The sequence below is a fragment of the Klebsiella sp. CN_Kp106 genome, from assembly GCF_040064575.1.
Classification (GTDB): domain Bacteria; phylum Pseudomonadota; class Gammaproteobacteria; order Enterobacterales; family Enterobacteriaceae; genus Klebsiella; species Klebsiella michiganensis.
Genome location: NZ_JBEAIG010000009.1, coordinates 23,383 through 44,219, shown reverse-complemented (window position 1 = coordinate 44,219; position 20,837 = coordinate 23,383). Strand labels below are relative to the sequence as shown.

The 20,837-nt window shown below is 57.1% G+C and carries 22 protein-coding genes; 15 read left to right on the top strand and 7 right to left on the bottom strand.

What is annotated here, in order from left to right; genetic code table 11:
- Positions 1-3: 3 nt before the first annotated feature.
- Positions 4-1,197 (bottom strand): glycine C-acetyltransferase, encoded by a 1,194-nt coding sequence (gene kbl / locus ABLU96_RS06270; protein ID WP_014227238.1) that lies wholly within the window; start codon positions 1,195-1,197, stop codon positions 4-6.
- A gap of 214 nt (positions 1,198-1,411) precedes the next feature.
- Here kbl and rfaD point away from each other — a divergent pair, with 214 nt between their 5' ends.
- The 5 genes from rfaD to ABLU96_RS06245 all read left to right on the top strand — a co-directional run bounded on the left by rfaD (position 1,412) and on the right by ABLU96_RS06245 (position 6,557).
- Complete coding sequence (gene rfaD, locus ABLU96_RS06265; RefSeq protein ID WP_014227239.1) at positions 1,412-2,356, top strand: ADP-glyceromanno-heptose 6-epimerase; 945 nt, start codon at positions 1,412-1,414, stop codon at positions 2,354-2,356.
- A gap of 115 nt (positions 2,357-2,471) precedes the next feature.
- Positions 2,472-3,530, top strand: coding sequence for an ADP-heptose--LPS heptosyltransferase RfaF (gene rfaF, locus ABLU96_RS06260; protein WP_014227240.1), 1,059 nt, complete (start codon positions 2,472-2,474; stop codon positions 3,528-3,530).
- A 3-nt stretch (positions 3,531-3,533) separates the two neighbouring features.
- A complete protein-coding gene (rfaC, locus tag ABLU96_RS06255) occupies positions 3,534-4,505 on the top strand; it encodes a lipopolysaccharide heptosyltransferase RfaC (protein ID WP_025107811.1) in 972 nt (323 codons plus the stop codon).
- Positions 4,505-5,413 (top strand): sugar glycosyltransferase, encoded by a 909-nt coding sequence (locus ABLU96_RS06250; RefSeq protein WP_014839787.1) that lies wholly within the window; start codon positions 4,505-4,507, stop codon positions 5,411-5,413. Before rfaC ends, ABLU96_RS06250 begins: the two co-directional genes overlap by 1 nt.
- Positions 5,391-6,557 (top strand): O-antigen ligase family protein, encoded by a 1,167-nt coding sequence (locus tag ABLU96_RS06245; protein WP_064406444.1) that lies wholly within the window; start codon positions 5,391-5,393, stop codon positions 6,555-6,557. Before ABLU96_RS06250 ends, ABLU96_RS06245 begins: the two co-directional genes overlap by 23 nt.
- Before the next feature lie 26 nt (positions 6,558-6,583).
- Here the strand turns inward: ABLU96_RS06245 and ABLU96_RS06240 are convergent, their stop codons facing one another.
- Positions 6,584-7,666 (bottom strand): glycosyltransferase family 9 protein, encoded by a 1,083-nt coding sequence (locus tag ABLU96_RS06240; RefSeq protein ID WP_025107814.1) that lies wholly within the window; start codon positions 7,664-7,666, stop codon positions 6,584-6,586.
- Between the two features lie 21 nt (positions 7,667-7,687).
- Positions 7,688-8,650, bottom strand: a complete 963-nt coding sequence (locus ABLU96_RS06235) for a polysaccharide deacetylase family protein (protein WP_004855488.1) — start codon at positions 8,648-8,650, stop codon at positions 7,688-7,690.
- 111 nt (positions 8,651-8,761) lie between these two features.
- Between ABLU96_RS06235 and rfaQ the strand changes: the two genes are divergently transcribed.
- The 7 genes from rfaQ to coaD all read left to right on the top strand — a co-directional run bounded on the left by rfaQ (position 8,762) and on the right by coaD (position 15,695).
- On the top strand, positions 8,762-9,838 hold the full coding sequence (gene rfaQ / locus ABLU96_RS06230) for a putative lipopolysaccharide heptosyltransferase III (protein WP_025107815.1): 1,077 nt from the start codon (positions 8,762-8,764) through the stop codon (positions 9,836-9,838).
- Positions 9,835-10,962, top strand: a complete 1,128-nt coding sequence (locus tag ABLU96_RS06225) for a glycosyltransferase family 4 protein (RefSeq protein WP_032751699.1) — start codon at positions 9,835-9,837, stop codon at positions 10,960-10,962. Before rfaQ ends, ABLU96_RS06225 begins: the two co-directional genes overlap by 4 nt.
- Positions 10,963-10,964: 2 nt before the next feature.
- Complete coding sequence (locus ABLU96_RS06220; protein ID WP_048262739.1) at positions 10,965-12,059, top strand: glycosyltransferase; 1,095 nt, start codon at positions 10,965-10,967, stop codon at positions 12,057-12,059.
- A gap of 30 nt (positions 12,060-12,089) precedes the next feature.
- On the top strand, positions 12,090-13,079 hold the full coding sequence (locus tag ABLU96_RS06215; protein ID WP_014227248.1) for a glycosyltransferase: 990 nt from the start codon (positions 12,090-12,092) through the stop codon (positions 13,077-13,079).
- A 92-nt stretch (positions 13,080-13,171) separates the two neighbouring features.
- On the top strand, positions 13,172-14,446 hold the full coding sequence (waaA, locus tag ABLU96_RS06210; protein WP_014227249.1) for a lipid IV(A) 3-deoxy-D-manno-octulosonic acid transferase: 1,275 nt from the start codon (positions 13,172-13,174) through the stop codon (positions 14,444-14,446).
- Positions 14,446-15,222 (top strand): glycosyltransferase family 2 protein, encoded by a 777-nt coding sequence (locus ABLU96_RS06205; RefSeq protein WP_046876802.1) that lies wholly within the window; start codon positions 14,446-14,448, stop codon positions 15,220-15,222. Before waaA ends, ABLU96_RS06205 begins: the two co-directional genes overlap by 1 nt.
- Positions 15,219-15,695, top strand: a complete 477-nt coding sequence (gene coaD / locus ABLU96_RS06200; RefSeq protein ID WP_004106901.1) for a pantetheine-phosphate adenylyltransferase — start codon at positions 15,219-15,221, stop codon at positions 15,693-15,695. The genes ABLU96_RS06205 and coaD overlap by 4 nt, the downstream gene beginning before the upstream one ends.
- 123 nt (positions 15,696-15,818) lie before the next feature.
- Here the strand turns inward: coaD and mutM are convergent, their stop codons facing one another.
- The 4 genes from mutM to radC all read right to left on the bottom strand — a co-directional run bounded on the left by mutM (position 15,819) and on the right by radC (position 18,134).
- The gene (gene mutM, locus ABLU96_RS06195) at positions 15,819-16,628 is read right to left on the bottom strand and encodes a bifunctional DNA-formamidopyrimidine glycosylase/DNA-(apurinic or apyrimidinic site) lyase (protein ID WP_014227251.1); all 810 of its coding nucleotides are present in this window, start codon (positions 16,626-16,628) and stop codon (positions 15,819-15,821) included.
- A gap of 199 nt (positions 16,629-16,827) precedes the next feature.
- On the bottom strand, positions 16,828-16,995 hold the full coding sequence (gene rpmG, locus ABLU96_RS06190; protein WP_003024094.1) for a 50S ribosomal protein L33: 168 nt from the start codon (positions 16,993-16,995) through the stop codon (positions 16,828-16,830).
- Between the two features lie 20 nt (positions 16,996-17,015).
- Positions 17,016-17,252 carry a 50S ribosomal protein L28 gene (gene rpmB / locus ABLU96_RS06185; RefSeq protein WP_002436699.1) on the bottom strand — a complete coding sequence of 79 codons (237 nt, stop codon included), beginning with the start codon at positions 17,250-17,252 and terminating at the stop codon, positions 17,016-17,018.
- Between the two features lie 216 nt (positions 17,253-17,468).
- Positions 17,469-18,134, bottom strand: a complete 666-nt coding sequence (gene radC, locus ABLU96_RS06180) for a DNA repair protein RadC (protein ID WP_004126657.1) — start codon at positions 18,132-18,134, stop codon at positions 17,469-17,471.
- A 175-nt stretch (positions 18,135-18,309) separates the two neighbouring features.
- Here radC and coaBC point away from each other — a divergent pair, with 175 nt between their 5' ends.
- From coaBC to slmA, 3 genes are all read left to right on the top strand, one after another.
- On the top strand, positions 18,310-19,521 hold the full coding sequence (coaBC, locus tag ABLU96_RS06175; protein ID WP_014227252.1) for a bifunctional phosphopantothenoylcysteine decarboxylase/phosphopantothenate--cysteine ligase CoaBC: 1,212 nt from the start codon (positions 18,310-18,312) through the stop codon (positions 19,519-19,521).
- On the top strand, positions 19,499-19,957 hold the full coding sequence (gene dut, locus ABLU96_RS06170) for a dUTP diphosphatase (RefSeq protein WP_004855506.1): 459 nt from the start codon (positions 19,499-19,501) through the stop codon (positions 19,955-19,957). The genes coaBC and dut overlap by 23 nt, the downstream gene beginning before the upstream one ends.
- A gap of 177 nt (positions 19,958-20,134) precedes the next feature.
- Positions 20,135-20,731 (top strand): nucleoid occlusion factor SlmA, encoded by a 597-nt coding sequence (gene slmA, locus ABLU96_RS06165; RefSeq protein WP_004855507.1) that lies wholly within the window; start codon positions 20,135-20,137, stop codon positions 20,729-20,731.
- Positions 20,732-20,837 lie beyond the last annotated feature (106 nt).

Genomic DNA, 20,837 nt, shown 5'->3' with positions numbered 1-20,837 from the left:
CCCTCAGGCAATGACGCCCAGTTGTTTACCGATGCGGGTAAAGGCTTCCACCGCACGTTCAATTTGTTCAGGGGTATGCGCCGCAGACATCTGGGTACGGATACGCGCCTGGCCTTTTGGTACCACCGGGTAGAAGAATCCGGTGACGTAAATACCTTCTTTTTGCAGCTCGCGCGCGAACTGCTGCGCCACGGTGGCTTCACCGAGCATCACCGGGATAATGGCGTGATCGGCGCCCGCAAGGGTAAACCCTGCCGCGGTCATTTTTTCACGGAACAGGCGCGCGTTAGCCCACAGACGATCGCGCAGCTCGCTGCCCGCTTCCACCATCTCCAGCACTTTGATGGAGGCGGCGACAATCGCCGGCGCCAGCGAGTTGGAGAACAGATACGGACGCGAGCGCTGGCGCAGCCACTCGACGACTTCTTTACGCGCGGCGGTATAGCCGCCGGACGCGCCGCCCAGCGCTTTACCCAGCGTACCGGTGATAATGTCGACGCGGCCCATCACGTCGCAGTACTCATGGGAGCCGCGGCCGTTTTCACCCACAAAACCCACGGCGTGCGAATCATCGACCATCACCAGCGCGTCGTACTTATCCGCCAGATCGCAGACGCCCTTCAGGTTGGCGATCACCCCGTCCATGGAGAACACGCCGTCGGTGGCGATCAGTACATGGCGCGCGCCGGCTTCACGCGCCTCTTTCAGACGGGCTTCCAGCTCCTGCATATCGTTGTTGGCATAGCGGAAGCGCTTCGCTTTACACAGGCGCACGCCGTCGATGATCGACGCGTGGTTCAGAGCATCGGAGATAATCGCGTCCTCTGCGCCGAGCAGGGTTTCAAACAGGCCGCCGTTGGCGTCGAAGCAGGAGGAGTACAGAATCGCATCTTCCATACCGAGAAAATCGGCCAGCTTCTTCTCAAGCGCTTTGTGGCTGTCCTGGGTACCGCAGATAAAGCGCACGGAGGCCATGCCGAAGCCGTGGCTGTCCATCCCGCTTTTCGCGGCGGCAATCAGTTCCGGGTGGTTCGCGAGGCCGAGATAGTTATTGGCGCAGAAGTTAATGACCTGGCTGCCGCCGACGGTGATATCCGCCTGCTGCGCCGAAGTGATGATCCGTTCTTCTTTAAACAACCCTTCCGCACGCGCGGTATCCAGGTCATTGGTTAACTGTTTGTAGAAATCCCCACGCATTGCAACTCTCCAGATTCGGCAAAATTTGGCACATATTACCTAAAGCTATACGCTGATACGAGATGATGCATTACTGCATGAATTATTTGCAGCATAAATCACGAGTCCCTCTCTACCTTATCGGCGAATGGCTGAAGCCTTTCCGATGTAGTGATATGATAGGAGTATTCATGTCCGGATTGTCTCTGGACTACCAACTTCAAAGGTTACAGTTATGATCATCGTTACCGGCGGCGCAGGCTTTATCGGCAGCAATATCGTTAAGGCGCTGAATGACCAGGGTATTACCGACATTCTGGTCGTAGATAATCTGAAAGACGGGACCAAATTCATCAATCTGGTGGATTTGAACATTGCCGACTACATGGATAAAGAAGACTTTCTGATCCAAATTATGGCGGGCGAAGAGTTCGGCGATATCGACGCTATTTTCCATGAAGGCGCCTGCTCTTCCACCACGGAGTGGGACGGCAAGTACATGATGGATAACAACTATCAGTATTCCAAAGAGGTACTGCACTACTGTCTGGAGCGTGAAATCCCGTTCCTGTACGCCTCTTCCGCAGCGACCTACGGCGGCCGCACCAGCGACTTTATTGAATCCCGCGAATACGAGCAGCCGCTCAACGTTTACGGCTACTCCAAGTTTCTGTTTGATGAATACGTCCGTCAGATCCTGCCGGAAGCGAACTCGCAGATTGTCGGCTTCCGCTATTTCAACGTCTACGGGCCGCGCGAAGGCCATAAAGGCAGCATGGCCAGCGTCGCTTTCCATCTGAACACCCAGCTGAATAATGGCGAAAGTCCGAAACTGTTCGAAGGCAGCGACGGCTTCAAGCGCGACTTCGTCTACGTCGGCGACGTCGCGGCGGTGAACCTGTGGTTCTGGGAAAACGGCGTTTCCGGCATCTTTAACCTCGGCACCGGGCGCGCGGAGTCTTTCCAGGCCGTTGCAGACGCAACGCTGGCTTATCACCAGAAAGGCAGCATCGAGTACATTCCATTCCCGGATAAACTCAAAGGCCGCTATCAGGCGTTTACCCAGGCGGATCTGACTAACCTGCGCGCAGCGGGCTACGATAAACCGTTTAAGACCGTTGCCGAAGGCGTAACGGAATATATGGCCTGGCTCAATCGCGACAATCATGCGAATTCATAAAATCATTCGAGCGGTATCAAGGCGGCAACTCAGTGATTCTCCGGGAGCTGACTAAAGTCAGTGACCGGAGGGAACGCAGGCAGCCAACGCAGAGACAGCTTGAAGGATGGAATGAATGAAAATATTGGTGGTTGGCCCGTCATGGGTGGGCGACATGATGATGTCGCAAAGTCTTTACCGTACGCTCAGGGCGCGCTATCCCCAGGCGATAATCGACGTGATGGCGCCCGCATGGTGCCGTCCGCTGCTATCGCGCATGCCGGAAGTCAACGAGGCGATCCCGATGCCGCTCGGCCACGGCGCGCTGGAAATCGGTGAACGGCGTAAGCTTGGGCACAGCCTGCGCGAACGTCGCTACGATCGCGCTTTCGTGCTGCCCAACTCGTTTAAATCGGCCCTCGTGCCGTTCTTTGCGGGAATACCGCATCGCACAGGCTGGCTCGGCGAAATGCGCTACGGCCTGCTGAACGACGCCCGTAAGCTGGATAAAGACGCCTGGCCGCTGATGGTCGAACGCTACGTCGGTCTGGCCTACGACAAAGGCGTTATGCGCTGCGCGAAAGATCTGCCGCAGCCGCTGCTCTGGCCGCAGCTGCAGGTGCATGAAGGCGAAAAATCGCAGGCCTGCAGCGCGTTTAATCTCTCAGCCGAGCGCCCGATTATCGGCTTCTGCCCCGGCGCAGAGTTCGGCCCGGCAAAACGCTGGCCGCACTATCACTACGCCGAGCTGGCGAAACAGCTGATCGACGAAGGCTTTCAGATCGTTCTGTTTGGCTCCGCGAAAGACCACGAAGCGGGCAATGAAATCCTCGCCGCGCTCACGACCGAACAGCAGGCATGGTGCCGCAATCTGGCCGGCGAAACCCAGCTTGAGCAGGCCGTTATTCTGATCGCCGCCTGTAAAGCGGTAGTCAGCAACGATTCCGGCCTGATGCACGTCGCCGCGGCGCTGGACCGTCCGCTGGTGGCGCTCTACGGGCCCAGCAGCCCGGACTTCACTCCACCGCTGTCGCACAAAGCGCGCGTGATCCGCCTGATCAGCGGCTACCACAAAGTGCGTAAAGGCGACGCCGCCGAAGGCTATCATCAGAGTTTGATCGACATTACGCCGCAGCGCGTACTGGAAGAATTAAACGACCTGCTGCTGGAAAAAACGGAACAAGAGGAAGCCTGACGGATGCGGGTACTGATCGTAAAAACCTCGTCCATGGGCGACGTGCTGCACACGCTGCCCGCGCTGAGCGACGCCGCGCTGGCCTTTCCCGGCATTCGTTTCGACTGGGTGGTTGAAGAAGGCTTCGCGCAGATCCCTTCCTGGCATGAGAGCGTCGACCGGGTCATCCCGGTGGCGATTCGCCGCTGGCGTAAGGCGTGGTTTTCCGCGCCGATCAAAGCCGAGCGCAAGGCGTTCCGCGAGGCCGTGCGCGCGGAAAAGTACGACGCTATCATCGATGCCCAGGGGCTGGTGAAGAGCGCCGCGCTGGTCACCCGACTGGCCCGCGGCGTGAAGCACGGTATGGACTGGCAGACCGCCCGCGAGCCGCTGGCGAGCCTGTTTTACAACCGTCGTCACCATATCGCTAAACAGCAGCACGCCGTTGAGCGCACCCGCGAGCTGTTCGCGAAAAGCCTCGGCTACGCGAAGCCGGAAACCCAGGGCGACTACGCGATCGCCCGCCATTTTTTGCGTCAGGCTGACCCGTCCGCTGCGCCGTATCTGGTGTTCCTCCACGCCACAACGCGCGATGATAAACACTGGCCGGAAGAGAACTGGCGGGCGCTTATCGCCCTGCTTGCCGACAGCGGCGTACGCATCAAACTGCCGTGGGGCGCCCCCCATGAAGAGGCGCGGGCCGGACGCCTGGCGGAAGGGCACGATTTTGTCGACGTCCTGCCGCGCATGAGCCTGGAGCAGGTAGCCCAGGTGCTGGCCGGCGCGCGCGGGGTCGTTTCCGTCGACACGGGGCTGAGCCACCTCACCGCCGCGCTCGATAAACCGAACTTCACGCTGTACGGCCCGACCGATCCGGGGCTGATTGGCGGCTACGGTAAAAATCAGCACGTGGTGCGCCCGGAAAGCGGCAGCAGCACGGGCGATATTCCCGCGTCCCGGGTTCGGCAACTGTTGAAATCTCAGGAACTGGCTTAATGGGTTCATTATTTAAGCAGATCTATCGCTACACGCATCGACGCGCCTTTCGCCATAACGAAAATCTCTGGCCGTTTACCCATATCACGCGCGCGGCGAGCGGCGAAATCCGCACCCTGAAATACAAAGGGAAAGCGGTTCCGCTGGTCAATCTCAGCGAACTGAAGGATAGCGCTCAGGGCGAGGTGCTGCTGACCGCCACCGGCCCCTCTACGCGCCGCATCGATTTTACGCTGCTGCCGAAAAGTATTCCGGTGATGGGGGTGAACGGCGCCTGGCATCTCTCTGATAAAATTAAATTTTCGCTCTATACCATCGTGGATATGGAGTTTTACGATAAAAAACCGGACGTGATCCGTTCGGTGATTAGCCAGGCTGACATTGTGCTCTTCACCACCATGCACGGTATCGCCAAAATCCTCGACCGCCACGGCGCAGAGCTTCGCTGTCGTTTGGCATTAATTGAAGACGCCTGTTATAAAATTTATCAGCCTAAAGTCGCCAAAAACGCGATACAGCAGGCCTGGCGCGGCGTCCCCGCGCTACGCTTTCATCCGCAAAGGCAGGATATTTGCTTTAGCACCGACATTCGTCACGGCATTTTCGATGCCGGAACCGTGGTCTACTGGGCACTGCAAATTCTGATGTGGCTGGGATTTAAAACCATTCTGATAAGCGGGCTGGATATGAGTAATTTCAACCAGCCGCGATTCTACGAAACGGAACAGGATAAACTCCCCTCCTGGCTGGCAAATAAGGTGGATGACCTGGTCATGCCGTCCTTTTCGCACGCTGCCAACGTGCTGCAACAAAACCATATTCGGGTCGTCAACTTCTCGTTAGAAAGCGCGGTTCCGGAAACGATTTTCGAAAAGGTTTCTTTTGATGAGTACTTTAAAAATAAGTAATTACGCCAGACAGGGCTACACCGTTTTCTTCACTTTGTTTCTGTTTTTTAGCGCTATTTTCTGCGTATCAACCCGGACAAATAACCTCCTTCATTTATCTATTTTGCTCTTTTTGCTTTCACTGCTTAACAAAGACAATCGTCAGGCAATAGCGGAAAGCATCCGCCAGCGGTGGCCGGTTTATAGCCTGCTGGTCGTATTCTGCGTGTACTATGCGCTGAGCAATATTTGGGGGCAGACGCCGCAGCATATCGATTCCCCTCTGACCCACGGCACCTATTTAATTTTCTATCTTCTGCTGCTGACAACGCTACTTTGCCATCCCCGGACCCGACATCTGGCGCTGCTGAGCGTCGTGGCCGGGATCACGGTGCTCTCCGTCTGGACGATGGCGATCGACTTCACGCTGGTCCTCAAGGAACGCCTGGTTTCGCCGGAGAATCCCGGCCCGACCAACGTGATCGACCTGGCGGGCTATTGCGGTATCGGCATCCTTATTTGCGCGATGCTGCTGAAGGAGAAAGGCAGCCACCTGCTGTATGTGCCGATGGCCATCATGCTGGTGATGCTGTTTCTGACCCAAAGCCGCGGCCCGATTATCGCGCTGCTGGTGGCGTTTATTTGCACCCTGCACCTGCACGTCTTTACCCGCCGCAACCTTCTGATTGTCGCCGCGTTAGCGTTGGTTCTGGGCGCGCTTTTCTTCTTTACGCCAACGGGAGACCTGCTGCTGGCGCGCTTTGAAGAGCTGGGCACCCAAAGCGGATTGCGCTTGAGTATCTGGCACCATACGCTCCAGGAAGTGGCCAGCCAGCCGTGGCTGGGTCGGGGCTTTGACTACGAGCTGAACTTTACCAACTACAGCGGCGAGCATATCACTACCACCCACAGCGTCTATCTTGGTGCTCTGTTGAAAGGCGGCATAATCGGCCTGGCGCTGCTGCTGGCGGTGATTGCCGGAGGGTTATGGCAGGCATGGCGTAAACAGCAGGATGGCCGCTACGGGCTGGCGATTTTTATCTATGCGCTGATTTTTATGGCCTCGCAGGGCATGTTTATCATCAGCAACCCTCGCGAAAGCTGGCCGCTGTTTTGGCTGCCGCTGGGCATCGCGCTGAGCGGCAGCCTGAAGGCGAAACGCTAAGAGAAGGGCCCGCAGCGGGCCCTTTTTTATGCCTGCTGGCGAGCGGCGATCAGGGCATCCACCTGCGCTTTGATGACCGGCCAGACCGCGTCAATGGTCATGTCGGCGACGTTAGTCTCTTCGCAGACAATTTGTCTGGCCTTGTCATAACCCGGCGCCCAAATGGTATAGCCCGGCAAACCGGTATCTTTGAGTTTACGTTTGTTGTAAACCGCCACCATGGGCTTGTCGAACGCGCGAGCAATATGCACGATGGCGGTATCCGCCGTAATCACCAGATCGCAGTGGCGAACAATCTCAACCGCTGAATTAATATTGCTATCTGGCAGATGCAGCGCCGTTTCCAGATTAAGCTGACGAATTTTCTCGCTATGCCCGACCATCACGACGCTGATTTTATAAGGGAGCGTATATAAGCGTTCAATCAGAGCAGAAACCTGATGACGGCAAAAGTCTTTATCCGTTGAGGCGGTAAACGGGTTTATGGCAATACAGAGCTGACTCCCCTTGTGCTGAGCCAGCAGTGTTTTGACTCTTTCCCGCTCAAAAGCATCGCCGGGCAGATGATAGTGGTAATGAGGGTGTTCTATACCAAATAGCCTGGCGACGGCTTTATAGCGCGCGGAAATATGGCTGCTGCTGTCCAGAAAAGGGATGGAGTGATCGTAAAGCTTATATTCTTGTTTATTAAAACCGATAACGCAGCCAGGGCGTAAATCAGCCAGCAGTTTAAAACGCTCGTAGGTTTTCACGTCATCAAAATCAACGACCGCGTCAAATCCTGCCGCACGCAGTGCGTTTAACGGCATCCGCGGCTGATATAAATAAACCTGCTCAAGAAAATCCGCACCGGCAAGCATCTGCTTACAAACCGGCCCGGTAAGCACCGAAACCTTATAGCCCCGGTCAGCTAAAAGCTTTGCGCAGCCGGTCGTTACGACCATATCCCCAACTTTGTCATCCAGGCGCAATAATAAAACATGCTGAATCTTCGCGGAATTAAAGGGCTGGCGTGCGCTTTTATTTCTGTAACGATAGTTAATTAAATTAAACTTAATTTCGCGGAAGAAGGCATTTTTCTTCCGCGTAAACTGCTTCACGATACGCATACGGTACCTGGTTGTGATCTTTTATCGCTGTGTGAGTTTCTGTTGGTAGTACTCCGCCAACGTCATTCCCTTCACCTGCGGCGCCAGCCAGCTGAAAAAAGCGTCCAGATCGGCATATAAGCGCTCGATATCCTGCTCGTTTTTAAACGTTGGGCTGCCGCCGGGCATGTACTCTGAAGAGTGGAGCATATATTCGACGTAGTCATTACCCTGAGTCAACGTTTGTTCGACCACTTTTTTCATCGTCTCAACGTTGCCGCCCATCGGACGCAGCCAGTGTACCGACGGCGAGCGTACTTTGCCGCGCAGGCGATCGTAGCCCTGCTTCAGGCTATTCATCCACGCGGAATGCTTGTACTGAATGCTCATCGGCACTTCCAGCAGCGATGATTGCCCTTCACGACGGATATCATTCTCGTCAAGAAAATAGGCGTGCTGCGGGAAATGACGGTAATCGGTACCGCCGTCGCCCTGCGGCGCGCCTTTCGCCGTCTTCCAGTTCACCCTCGGGGTAACCGAGCAATCCACCAGATAGCCATACTCCACCAGCAGACGCGCGTAGCGCTCGTCAAACGCCCAGCGCCCGGCGCGATGGCTGACCATTTTGGTCTGGAAGGTGTCCTCCAGCAGACGGGTCATATAGTCGACTTTTGCCCGCATCGCCGCATCGCTGTACTCGATCAAATACGGTTTATGTCGCCAGTCGTCATCGGTGAGCGGATCGGTCGGCGGGCTGTTCCACGCGTGGAGATGCATACCGATTTCCGCGGTTCCCCGGGCGATCGCATCTTTGGCAAATTCGATATAAACCGGGTCGATGGCCATTTCATAGTTGGTCAACCAGACCGGTTTAAAACCATACTTTTCGCAAAGCTGCTGAAAACGCGGTAGATAGCGCGCATTCTCGGTGGTGATGCTGTCATGTTTTTGCCAGAGGTTATCACCCTCTGTATCAATCGTGATGAGAAATGCGGGTTTGTGCACGAAAACGTCCTCAGGCCATACGTATCGGGTCATGGTAGAGCAAGACAAGGCTTCTCTCAATCTATCTGATCCCCTAGAATCGGAGCCCTGCCCCTGAATGAAGAATAGAGAATGACGCCTGAAACCCGCACTTCCGGCCGCGTGAACCCGGCGCGAATCCTGGTTATTAAGCTTCGCCATCATGGCGATATGTTATTGATAACGCCGCTTATTCACGCGCTTAAGCAGCAATATCCCGCCGCCAGCGTGGATGTGCTGCTTTATGAAGAAACCCGGGATATGCTCGCAGCGAATACGGATATCCGCCACATTTACGGCATTGACCGGCGCTGGAAAAAACAGGGCGCCGGCCATCAGCTGAAGATGGAGTGGCGGCTGATTCGCACGCTCCGCCAGCAGCGCTACGATATGGTGCTCAATCTTGCCGATCAGTGGCCCAGCGCGATCATCACCAAACTGACCGGGGCGGCCATCCGTATCGGCTTTGACTTTCCGAAGCGTCGCCACCCGGCCTGGCGTTTTTGCCATACCGCCCTCGCCTCAACCGAGCGGCATAACCAGCTGCATACCGTGCAGCAGAATCTGTCGATTCTGGCGCCGCTTGGGCTGGATATTGCTGACGCGCCGGCGACGATGGGCTACAGCGAGCAGGACTGGCGCGCCAGCCGCGCGCTGCTGCCGGCAGGATTTCAGGATAACTATATCGTCATTCAGCCAACCTCCCGCTGGTTCTTTAAGTGCTGGCGCGAAGGGCGGATGAGCGCCCTGATAAACGCGCTTTCTGAAGCAGGCTACCCGGTCGTGCTGACCTCCGGCCCTGACGCCAGAGAGAAGCAGATGATCGACACCATTATGGCGGGCTGCCCCAATGCTCGCCTGCACTCCCTCGCCGGGCTGCTCACCCTGCGCCAGCTGGCGTCCGTCATCGACCATGCCCGCCTGTTTATCGGCGTCGACTCCGTGCCGATGCATATGGCCGCCGCGCTCGGTACGCCGCTGGTGGCGCTATTCGGCCCCTCCAAGCTCACCTTCTGGCGTCCATGGCAGGCGCAGGGCGAGGTGATTTGGGCGGGTGATTTCGGAGCGATTCCCGATCCTGACGACATTGATACCAACACCAACGAACGCTTTCTCGATTTAATCCCCACCGACGCGGTTATCGCGGCGGCGAAAAAGGTACTGGCATGAGTAAATTCAGGCTGGCTCTGGTACGCCAGAAGTATCGCCCGGACGGCGGCGCGGAGCGCTTTGTCTCCCGCGCGCTGGAAGCCCTCGACGACAGCGATCTTGAACTGAACGTCATCACCCGCGAATGGCAGGGGCCGGTGAAGCCCGAGTGGAACATCCACATCTGCAATCCGCGCAAATGGGGGCGGATCAGCCGCGAGCGAGGATTTGCCGACGCCGCCCGCCAGCTGTGGCAGCGCGAAGCCTTCGATCTGGTGCAAAGCCACGAGCGTATCCCCGGCTGCGACCTGTACCGCGCCGGAGACGGCGTGCACCGCCGCTGGCTGCAGCAGCGCTCGCGCATTTTGCCCGGCTGGAAAAGCCGCCTGCTGTTTGCCGACCGCTACCATCGCTATGTGATGCAGGCCGAGCGCGACATGTACCAGGACGCGCACCTGCGCGGCGTTATCTGCAACGCGGAGATGATTAAACGCGAGATTATTGAAGACTTCGGCCTGCCGGCGGAAAAAATCCACGTTATCTATAACGCTATCGATAACCAGCGTTTTCTGCCGCCGACGGAAGAAGCCTTTGTCGCGCTGCGCGCCAAATGGAATCTGCCGATCCAGGCGACCTGCCTGATCTACGTCGGCTCCGGCTTTGAGCGCAAGGGGCTGGATGCGGCGATCCGCGCCATCGCCCCGACCAACCGCTACCTGCTGGTGGTGGGCAAAGATAAAGAGCAGGGCCGCTATCAGCAGCTGGCGAAAACGCTGAACTGCGAGGAGCGGGTGCGTTTCTTCGGCATGCAGTCGGAAACCCTGCCGTTCTATCAGATGGCCGACGGCCTGCTGCTGCCGACGCTGTACGATCCGTTTCCCAACGTCATTCTCGAAGCGATGGCCTGCGGCCTGCCGGTGATTACGACTACCGGCTGCGGCGGCGCGGAGTTTATTGTTCAGGGCAGCAATGGCTACGTTTGCGATGCGCTGGATATCCCGGCCCTGCAGGAGTCGGTTAGCGCCCTGCCCGCCCGGGCGTTAGGCTCTGCGCAAGGCGAACGCGCCCGCGAGCGCATCATGACCTGCACCAGCGAACGTCTCTCGGCGCAGCTGCTCTCCCTCTATCAGGATTTGGTGAAATAACGATGCGCATACTGTTTGTTATCGACGGCCTGCCCGGCGGCGGCGCGGAAAAAGTCGTGCTGACGCTGGCAGCGCATTTTCTTAGCCAGGGTGAACAGGTATCACTTTTTTCCCTGCGCGACGTCTGCGATTATCCGCTGCCGGAAGGGCTGGATTATCAGGTCATCGCCGATCGCTGCCGCAAGCCGTGGCGCAAGCTGACGGAGCTGTCCCGGCGCGCGCGCCAGCTTGATGCGGCAATCGAGAAAGCAGAACAGCAGGGCCGTTTCGATCTGGTGCTCTCGAATCTGCATAAAACCGACCGCATTGTCTCCCGCAGCCGCCTGCTGAACGGGCGCAACGTCTGGTTTTGCCTGCACGGCGTGTTCTCCGCGTCCTATCTCGGACACCGCAGCGGTTTTGACCGCTGGCTGAAACAGCAGAAAATCGGGCGCGTTTACCGGGGACGCAACGTCGTCGCCGTCTCCGATGCGGTAGGTCAAGACCTGGTCGAGCAGTTCGCCATTCGCCCGGCCCAGCTGAAAACCATCTATAACCCGTTTGATATCCCCGCTCTGCGCGCCGCGGCTGAAGAACCCAGCCAGCGCCCCGACGGCGACTATATTATCCACGTGGGCCGCTTTCATCCCGGTAAACGCCACGACCGCCTGATTGAGGCCTATGCGCAAAGCGGTATCGATGCGCCGCTGGTGCTGCTGGGGCAGGGAAAACCGGAACAAGAACAGCGCCTGCGCCAGCTGGCGCAGCAGCTACAGGTTGCCGATCGCGTCCTGTTTAAGGGCTTCCAGAAAAACCCGCTGCCGTGGATTAAAGGCGCGCGGATGCTGGTCCTCAGCTCCGATAGCGAAGGCTTTGGCAACGTGGTGGTTGAGGCGCTGCTGCTGGATACGCCGGTCGCCAGCACCCGCTGCCCGGGCGGCGTGACCGAGATCCTCACCGGCGAGCTGTCGCGTGGCCTGGCGGATCTCAACAGCCCGGCGCTGGCTCAGACGATGCAAAGCATTTACCATAGCCCGCCGGCCATCGACGCAGCGGCGCTGGAGAAGTTCAGCGTGGCATCGATTTGTCAGCAGTATCGTCAGCTGCGCAGCGCCTGACGCCGTTATTCAACCAGGATCGAATGAGTTATGAGTCAAACGCCTTTACTAAGCATCGTAGCCGCCGTCTATAACGGCGAAAAATTCCTTGCGCAATTCTTTGAGTGCCTTGAGCAACAGCAGCTGGAAAGCTATGAACTGATCCTGGTGAACGACGGGTCGACGGACGGCAGCCTTGCGGTTATCGACCAGTGGAAAGAGCGCCTGCAAAACGTGCTCGTGCTGGAGCAGGAAAACCAGGGCGTGTCGGTGGCGCGCAATACCGGCCTCGCCGCGGCGACGGGTAAGTACCTGACCTTCCCGGATATCGACGATAAGCTTTACCCGGGCATGTACCGTACGCTTCTGGAGATGGCGGAAAAGGGCAATCTAGACGTCGCCACCTGCAACGGCCGCTACGTCTACGAGACGAAAAAAGATATCCATCCTATTTTCCCGCTGGACCGGCTACAGTCGACCGGCGTTTTGCCCGGCCACGTCTGGTTAAAGCAGGCGCTGGATTCTCGTAAGTTCCTGCATGTCACCTGGCTGAATATCTACCGCCGGGAGTTTATCGCCAGCCACCGCTTCCACTTTGAGCCTGGCCTGCGCCATCAGGATATTCCCTGGACCACCGAAGTGCTGCTGGCGGCAGAACGCGTGCAGTACACCAGCGAGCAGTTCTACGATTACTATATTCACTCGGAATCGGTGTCGCATAAGCCGGACAACGACGACACGCTGATGCGTTCAGCGCGCCACTATATGAAGATTCTTGAGATGCTGGACGCCATCAACCAGCGCTATCCGGACAAGGTTCGCGATATTTCCGCCTGCCGCTGGCAGATCGCCAAAGAGGGGCTGGGAATTATTCATACCTTCGATAGCATGAAAGATGAGTCAAAAAAGCATATTATCATTAAAGAGTTCTTTGACCGCGGTATCTGGCGCCTGATCTGGAAAAACGCCCGTACGTTCCGTCTGCGCTGGCGTCTTGGACGCCGCTATCTGCGCATCAAGCGCTATCGCGACGCGGCTTAATACTGAATCCCTTAGTTTCCGCCAAAGAGATAGCTTTACGCGGGTTAAATGCTTAGAATTTGCCCGCAAAAACATAAATACGGATAAATCGCTTGGAATTGCTTTATACCGCCCTACTTTACCTCATTCAGCCGCTGGTGTGGCTGCGACTGCTGTTACGCAGCCGTAAGGCCCCTGCCTATCGTAAACGCTGGAAGGAACGTTATGGCTTCTGCCAGAACAAGGTAGAACCGGGTGGCATCCTGCTGCATTCCGTTTCCGTAGGTGAAACGCTGGCGGCGATTCCGCTGGTGCGCGCGCTACGCCACCGTTACCCCTATCTGCCGATCACCGTCACCACCATGACGCCAACCGGCTCTGAACGCGCCATGTCCGCTTTCGGCAAAGACGTGCATCACGTCTATCTGCCTTACGATCTGCCCGGCGCGATGAACCGTTTCTTCAATACCGTTCAGCCGAAGCTGGTTATCGTCATGGAAACCGAACTCTGGCCGAACATGGTCGCCACGCTGCACAAGCGTAAAATCCCGCTGGTAATCGCCAACGCCCGCCTCTCCGAACGCTCGGCGAAAGGCTATGCCAAACTGGGGAAATTTATGCGTCGGCTGCTGAGCCGCATTACCCTTATCGCCGCGCAGAATGAAGAAGACGCCAGCCGCTTTATCGCTCTTGGCCTGAAACGCAATCAGCTGGCGGTCACCGGCAGCCTGAAGTTTGATATTTCGGTCACGCCGGAGCTGGCGGCTCGCGCCATCACCCTGCGCCGCCAGTGGGCTCCGCACCGCCAGGTATGGATTGCCACCAGCACCCACGACGGCGAAGAACAAATTATTCTTCAGGCGCATAAGCAGCTGCTGGAGCGTTTCCCCAACCTGCTGCTGATCCTTGTCCCTCGCCATCCGGAGCGCTTCGGCGACGCCCGCGAGATGGTGCAGAAAGCGGGAATGAGCTACACCTTGCGCAGCACCGGCGAAATCCCGTCGAACAGTACCCAGGTGGTGATTGGCGATACCATGGGCGAGCTGATGCTGCTGTACGGTATTGCCGACCTCGCGTTTGTCGGCGGTAGCCTGGTGGAGCGCGGCGGCCATAACCCGCTGGAGCCCGCCGCCCATGCGATACCGGTACTGATGGGTCCGCACACGTTCAACTTCAAAGATATCTGCGCCAAGCTGCAGCAGGACGATGGACTGATTACCGTCACCGACGCCGACTCGCTGGTAACGCAGGTGTCTAACCTGCTGACCGATGAAGATTACCGTCTGTGGTACGGTCGCCATGCGGTGGAAGTTCTGCACCAAAACCAGGGCGCGCTTTCCCGTCTGCTACAGTTATTGCAACCCTATCTGCCGCAGCGGAGCCACTAATGTCGCCTCGACTCTCGGTCGTGATGATCGCCAAAAACGCGGCGGATCTGCTGCCTGATTGTCTGGCGTCGGTAAGCTGGGCCGATGAGATAGTGCTGCTGGATTCCGGCAGCAGCGACAACACCGTCGAACTCGCCCGCAGCCAGGGCGTTCAGGTGCATGTCGATCGCGACTGGCAGGGCTACGGTATTCAGCGCCAGCGCGCCCAGGCCTACGCCACCGGCGACTACGTGCTGATGATCGATACCGACGAGCGCGTCACTCCGGAGCTTGCGCAGTCTATCCGCAGCGTGCTGGCCGCGCCGCAAACCGGCGCGATATACAGCATCGCCCGGCGCAACTATTTCCTTGGCCGCTTTATGCGCCACAGCGGCTGGTACCCCGACCGCGTGATGCGCCTGTACGAACGCGACCGTTACCGCTATAACGATAATCTGGTCCACGAATCTCTCGACGCCCAGGGCGCGCGGGTTATCGAACTCGCGGGCGACCTGCTGCATCTGACCTGCCGTGATTTCTCCGGCTTTCAGCAAAAGCAGCTGGCCTACGCCGCCGCCTGGGCGCAGGAGCGCCATCAGAGAGGCAAAAAGACCTCGCTGGCCGCTATCTTCGGCCATACGCTGGGCGCCTTTGTGAAAACGCTGCTGCTGCGCGGGGGCATTCTGGATGGGAAACAAGGTTGGCTGCTGGCGGTGGTCAACGCGCAATACACGTTTAATAAATACACCGAGCTGTGGGCCCTGAGCCGCGGCTACTCGGAGAAAGTGTCATTATGAGCACAAAAGCGATCTATCCGGGAACCTTCGACCCTATCACCAACGGCCATATCGATATCGTCACCCGCGCGGCCAGCATGTTCGATAAGGTGTTGCTGGCTATCGCCGCCAGCCCGAGCAAAAAGCCGATGTTCACTCTCGACGAGCGCATCGCGCTGGCCACCCAGGCAACGGCGCATCTGGTCAACGTTGAGGTTATTGGCTTCAGCGATTTAATGGCCAATTTTGCCCGCGCGCAGCAGGCGAATATTTTAATTCGCGGCCTTCGGGCGGTGGCAGATTTTGAATATGAGATGCAGCTGGCGCATATGAACCGTCATTTGATGCCGACGCTGGAGAGCGTGTTTCTGATGCCGTGCAAAGAGTGGTCGTTTATCTCCTCTTCGCTGGTGAAAGAAGTGGCGCGCCACCAGGGCGACGTCTCTCACTTTCTGCCGGCAAACGTTCACCAGGCGCTGCTGAAGAAGCTGTAATCCTGCGCCATCGGGGCTCTTCCCGCAGGCGATGCTGCGCATCTGTCCGGGCTACCGGACCAAGCGCAGCCCTGTAGCCCGGCTAAGCGCAGCGCAAGCCGGGTTCACGGCAACCCCCGCACTTTACTTCTGACACTGGCGACAATAAAACGTCGCCCGTTGGGCGTGTTTACTGCCGATAACCGGCGTCCCGCAAATGCGGCACGGCTCGCCCTTGCGGCCATACACCTGCAGCTCCTGGGCAAAGTAGCCCGGTTTACCGTCGCTTTGCAGGAAATCTTTCAGCGTCGTCCCGCCCTGTTCGATGGAGCGCAGCAGGACCAGCTTAATCACTTTCACCAGCTGCTCGCACTCCTCGCGCGACAGCGAAGAGGCCAGCCTGTCGGGGTGAATACCCGCCGAAAAGAGCGATTCGCTGGCGTAGATATTGCCCACGCCAACCACCAGCTTATTATCCATTAGCCAGGGCTTAATCGCGGTTTTCTTCTTCGCGCACTTCGCCTGCAGATAATCGGCGTTGAACTCATCGCTCAGCGGCTCCGGCCCCAGATGCGCCAGCACCGGATGCCCTTCCAGCGCTTTGGTCCACAGCCAGGCGCCAAAACGACGCGGGTCGGTATAGCGCAGCACCTTGCCGTTACTCATCACCAGGTCCACGTGATCGTGTTTTTCCGCGGGCAGCTCTTCGCTCAGGATACGCAGGCTTCCCGACATCCCAAGGTGGACGATAATCCAGCCGTCGGGCAGTTCCAGCAGCAGATATTTAGCGCGGCGGCGTACGCTGAGCACCGGAACGTCGCTCAGACGATAGATCTCTTCAGAAACGGGCCAGCGCAGGCGCCCGTTGCGCACAACGGCGTGCAGGATGGTGGCTCCCACCAGGTGCGGCTCAATGCCGCGGCGGCTGGTTTCTACTTCAGGTAATTCAGGCATTCTTTTCTCGAACAAAAACGGCAGGATGCACTATCTTACCGCGTTCAGCGACGAGGTTCAGGGCAATTATTGTTCAGCATGCTCTTCCGCCTGGCGCAGGGGGTAAACGTTCGCCAGCGCCAACGGTGTAGACGGTAGCGTAGTCTTGATAACAAAAAACCCCGCCGAGGCGGGGTTTTTCTTTACAAGGAATCTAAAATTATTTGATTTTAGCTTCTTTGTATAAAACGTGCTGACGGACAACTGGATCGAACTTTTTCAGTTCCAGTTTTTCCGGCTTAGTACGTTTGTTCTTCGTGGTGGTATAGAAGTGACCAGTACCAGCAGAAGAAACCAGCTTGATTTTCTCACGAATACCTTTAGCCATGACTTATTTCCTCTAAGTACTTAGTACTTTTCGCCACGGGCACGCAGTTCGGACAGAACTGTATCGATGCCTTTCTTATCAATAACACGCATACCTTTAGCAGATACGCGCAGGGTGACAAAACGCTTCTCGCTCTCAACCCAGAAACGGTGAGAGTGCAGGTTCGGCAGGAAACGGCGTTTAGTCGCGTTCAGTGCGTGGGAACGGTTGTTACCGGTCACCGGACGCTTGCCAGTAACTTGGCAGACTCGGGACATGTCTATTCTCCAAAAATCAAATTAGCTCGAGCTTCGTATGGGGTATTGGCGCCTCGTCAGGCTTTACAGCCCGGTCATCGCAGTTCTAAGCGAACTCTCGATTGCCAGGCCCAAATGCCAAACCCGAGATTCTCAAAGGTGGCGTAGTATACGCTGACTCGGCGATGTGCTCAAGTCCCGAACAGACAAAGATCCCGATGGATCGCGCGATCGGGGCTAAATCCAGCCGCGTTCAGCAAAAGATACGTACGCTCCGCGGCCAATAACAAGGTGATCCAGCACACGTATATCCATGAATCGACAACATTTTATCACTCTTTCGGTAATCAACCTGTCGGCCTTGCTCGGCTCAGGACTACCGGATGGATGATTATGTGCCAGGATCACCGCGGCGGCGTTCACTTTGATGGCTTCGCGTACGATTTCTCGCGGATGCACCTCAACGTGGCTAAGAGTACCAGAAAAAAGGCGGCTATGTTTCAATACCCGGTTCTGATTATCTAAAAAGATCACCATGAAGATCTCACGCTCTTCGTCGGCCAGCTGGCTTTGCAGAAATTCCCGCGTCATCGACGGGGTAACCAGCGAGGGTTCTTCCGTCATTCGCAGGCTAAAATAGCGTCGCGCCAGTTCAGCAATCCCTTTTAGCTGCGCATATTTCGCCAGACCAATGCCTTCCACCTCAGCAAACTGCGACTCCTCCGCCGATAGCAGGCCGTACAGCGAGCCAAAACGCTGTAGCAGCTCCCGCGAAAATGTCATCACGTCCTGCGTGCGGGTACCGGTACGTAAAAATAGCGCCAACAGCTCAATATCCGACAAAACTTCGATACCGTAGCGCTGCATCTTTTCCCTCGGCATGAGGGATTCTTGTATTTCCATCGCGGCATCTCCTTCCCACTGCGCGCTATCCTGGCACAGCCTTTTTGCGCCGCCGAGATGCAAGTTTTATCCCTGCGTAGCGCCTCGCAAAGTGTATCTGCGCGAGGCACACGATGCCGTCAGGATTGTGATAAGATGCGCGAATTCTGGTGTACCGCAACAGGAAAAAATCATGATGAGTCTGGCTGGTAAAAAGATCGTTCTTGGCGTGAGCGGCGGCATTGCTGCCTATAAAACGCCGGAACTGGTGCGCCGCCTGCGTGACCGCGGCGCGGATGTCCGCGTCGCCATGACGGAAGCCGCAAAAGCCTTCATTACGCCATTAAGTCTACAGGCGGTATCCGGTTATCCGGTTTCCGACAGCCTGCTCGACCCGGCCGCCGAAGCGGCGATGGGCCATATTGAGCTGGGGAAATGGGCCGACCTGGTCATTCTTGCCCCCGCCACCGCCGACCTAATCGCTCGCGTCGCGGCAGGGATGGCCAACGATCTCGTTTCGACGATTTGTCTCGCTACGCCCTCGCCGGTCGCCGTCGTGCCCGCCATGAATCAGCAGATGTATCGCGCCGCCGCCACTCAGCATAATCTGGACGTCATTGCCGCCCGCGGTCTGCTGGTCTGGGGCCCGGACAGCGGCAGCCAGGCCTGCGGCGATGTTGGCCCGGGGCGGATGCTGGACCCGCTGACCATTGTGGATATGGCCGCGCAGCATTTCTCGCCTGTCAAAGATTTGCAACATCTGAACATCATGATTACCGCGGGCCCCACCCGCGAGCCGCTGGATCCGGTGCGTTATATCACCAATCACAGTTCTGGTAAGATGGGCTTCGCGATTGCCGCCGCCGCCGCGCGCCGCGGGGCTAACGTCACGCTGGTGAGCGGCCCGGTTTCGCTGCCTACGCCGCCGTTTGTACACAGAATTGATGTCACCACCGCGCTGGAAATGGAAGCCGCGGTGCAAAACAGCGCGCCTCAGCAGCATATTTTTATTGGCTGTGCGGCGGTCGCTGACTACCGTGCGGTCGCCATCGCCGAAGAAAAAATCAAAAAACAAGGTGATGAATTAACCCTGAAAATGGTTAAAAATCCGGATATCGTCGCAGGGGTCGCCGCGCTTAAGGCCAACCGCCCTTACGTCGTTGGGTTTGCCGCCGAAACAAATAATGTGGAAGAATACGCACGGCAAAAGCGAGCCCGCAAAAATCTTGATCTGATTTGCGCCAATGATGTTTCTCAGCCAAATCAGGGATTTAACAGCGACAGCAATGCATTACACCTTTTCTGGCAGGAGGGAGATAAGCGCTTACCACTTGAGCGCAAGGAACTCCTGGGCCAATTATTACTCGACGAGATCGTTACCCGTTATGATGAAAAAAATCGACGTTAAGATTCTGGACCCGCGTGTTGGTCAGCAATTTCCGCTGCCGACCTATGCCACCTCCGGCTCCGCCGGACTTGACCTGCGAGCCTGTCTCGATGACGCCGTAGAGCTGGCTCCTGGCGCAACGACCCTCGTGCCAACCGGTCTGGCGATTCATATTGCCGATCCCTCTCTGGCGGCGGTGATTCTCCCGCGCTCCGGACTGGGCCATAAGCACGGCGTCGTACTGGGTAACCTGGTCGGTCTGATTGATTCTGACTATCAGGGCCAGCTGATGGTTTCCGTCTGGAACCGCAGCCAGCAGAGCTTCAGCATCGAACCCGGCGAGCGTATCGCGCAAATGGTGTTTGTGCCCGTTGTGCAGGCAGAATTTAACCTGGTGGAAGATTTTGACGCCACCGATCGCGGCGAAGGCGGCTTCGGTCACTCAGGGCGTCAATAAGCCCGGCGATAGACAAAACTCTTTCGGGGCGCTGCCGGCAAAAGGGCTGCCTGAAGGATGAAGTGGAACCAGCATCGCAAAGCGCACTAATGCAATAACATCACCGCAGGCAACAGCTTGCGGTCGCTTTGTGGGTGCCTGCCTGACAAGTGCTTTTTTTCAGGGGTATTTTAAAACATGGCAGAAAAACAAACTGCGAAAAGGAATCGTCGCGAAGAAATACTTCAATCTCTGGCGCTAATGCTTGAATCCAGCGATGGAAGTCAGCGCATTACCACAGCGAAACTGGCGGCGTCCGTTGGCGTATCCGAAGCGGCTCTGTATCGGCACTTCCCGAGCAAGACCCGCATGTTTGACAGCCTGATTGAATTTATTGAAGACAGCCTGATTACGCGCATCAATTTGATTTTAAAAGATGAAAAAGACACCTCAGCGCGCCTGCGTCTGATTGTGCTGTTGATTCTTGGGTTTGGCGAGCGTAATCCTGGGCTGACAAGAATTCTGACCGGCCATGCGCTGATGTTTGAACAGGACCGTCTTCAGGACCGCATCAATCAGCTGTTCGAGCGCATTGAAGTTCAGCTGCGTCAGGTGTTGCGTGAAAAGAAAATGCGCGAAGGCGAAGGCTATACCGTCGATGAAGCCCTGCTGGCCAGCCAGCTATTGGCATTCTGCGAAGGGATGCTATCGCGCTTTGTGCGCAGCGAGTTTAAATATCGCCCGACGGACGATTTTGACGCCCGCTGGCCGCTGGTCGCCGCCCAGCTGAAATAATTCTCGCCGGTCTCTGTGCAGCCCGAAGGGCTGCATCTCTTCCCGCAGGAATGCCCGGCATTATCCGCATTGATACCCAGGCGCTCTTCTCGCCGCGGCTGGCCGT

What these genes read in the sequence shown, in the direction of transcription:
- coaD (WP_004106901.1), top strand. Translation starts at nt 15,219, where the DNA reads ATGAGCACAAAAGCGATCTATCCGGGAACCTTCGACCCTATCACCAAC.
- kbl (WP_014227238.1), bottom strand. Translation starts at nt 1,197, where the DNA reads ATGCGTGGGGATTTCTACAAACAGTTAACCAATGACCTGGATACCGCG.
- radC (WP_004126657.1), bottom strand. Translation starts at nt 18,134, where the DNA reads ATGGAAATACAAGAATCCCTCATGCCGAGGGAAAAGATGCAGCGCTAC.
- dut (WP_004855506.1), top strand. Translation starts at nt 19,499, where the DNA reads ATGATGAAAAAAATCGACGTTAAGATTCTGGACCCGCGTGTTGGTCAG.
- ABLU96_RS06225 (WP_032751699.1), top strand. Translation starts at nt 9,835, where the DNA reads ATGAGTAAATTCAGGCTGGCTCTGGTACGCCAGAAGTATCGCCCGGAC.
- ABLU96_RS06245 (WP_064406444.1), top strand. Translation starts at nt 5,391, where the DNA reads ATGAGTACTTTAAAAATAAGTAATTACGCCAGACAGGGCTACACCGTT.
- ABLU96_RS06215 (WP_014227248.1), top strand. Translation starts at nt 12,090, where the DNA reads ATGAGTCAAACGCCTTTACTAAGCATCGTAGCCGCCGTCTATAACGGC.
- rfaF (WP_014227240.1), top strand. Translation starts at nt 2,472, where the DNA reads ATGAAAATATTGGTGGTTGGCCCGTCATGGGTGGGCGACATGATGATG.
- ABLU96_RS06250 (WP_014839787.1), top strand. Translation starts at nt 4,505, where the DNA reads ATGGGTTCATTATTTAAGCAGATCTATCGCTACACGCATCGACGCGCC.
- ABLU96_RS06205 (WP_046876802.1), top strand. Translation starts at nt 14,446, where the DNA reads ATGTCGCCTCGACTCTCGGTCGTGATGATCGCCAAAAACGCGGCGGAT.
- ABLU96_RS06240 (WP_025107814.1), bottom strand. Translation starts at nt 7,666, where the DNA reads ATGCGTATCGTGAAGCAGTTTACGCGGAAGAAAAATGCCTTCTTCCGC.
- mutM (WP_014227251.1), bottom strand. Translation starts at nt 16,628, where the DNA reads ATGCCTGAATTACCTGAAGTAGAAACCAGCCGCCGCGGCATTGAGCCG.
- slmA (WP_004855507.1), top strand. Translation starts at nt 20,135, where the DNA reads ATGGCAGAAAAACAAACTGCGAAAAGGAATCGTCGCGAAGAAATACTT.
- rfaC (WP_025107811.1), top strand. Translation starts at nt 3,534, where the DNA reads ATGCGGGTACTGATCGTAAAAACCTCGTCCATGGGCGACGTGCTGCAC.
- ABLU96_RS06220 (WP_048262739.1), top strand. Translation starts at nt 10,965, where the DNA reads ATGCGCATACTGTTTGTTATCGACGGCCTGCCCGGCGGCGGCGCGGAA.
- rpmB (WP_002436699.1), bottom strand. Translation starts at nt 17,252, where the DNA reads ATGTCCCGAGTCTGCCAAGTTACTGGCAAGCGTCCGGTGACCGGTAAC.
- rfaD (WP_014227239.1), top strand. Translation starts at nt 1,412, where the DNA reads ATGATCATCGTTACCGGCGGCGCAGGCTTTATCGGCAGCAATATCGTT.
- rpmG (WP_003024094.1), bottom strand. Translation starts at nt 16,995, where the DNA reads ATGGCTAAAGGTATTCGTGAGAAAATCAAGCTGGTTTCTTCTGCTGGT.
- rfaQ (WP_025107815.1), top strand. Translation starts at nt 8,762, where the DNA reads ATGACGCCTGAAACCCGCACTTCCGGCCGCGTGAACCCGGCGCGAATC.
- coaBC (WP_014227252.1), top strand. Translation starts at nt 18,310, where the DNA reads ATGAGTCTGGCTGGTAAAAAGATCGTTCTTGGCGTGAGCGGCGGCATT.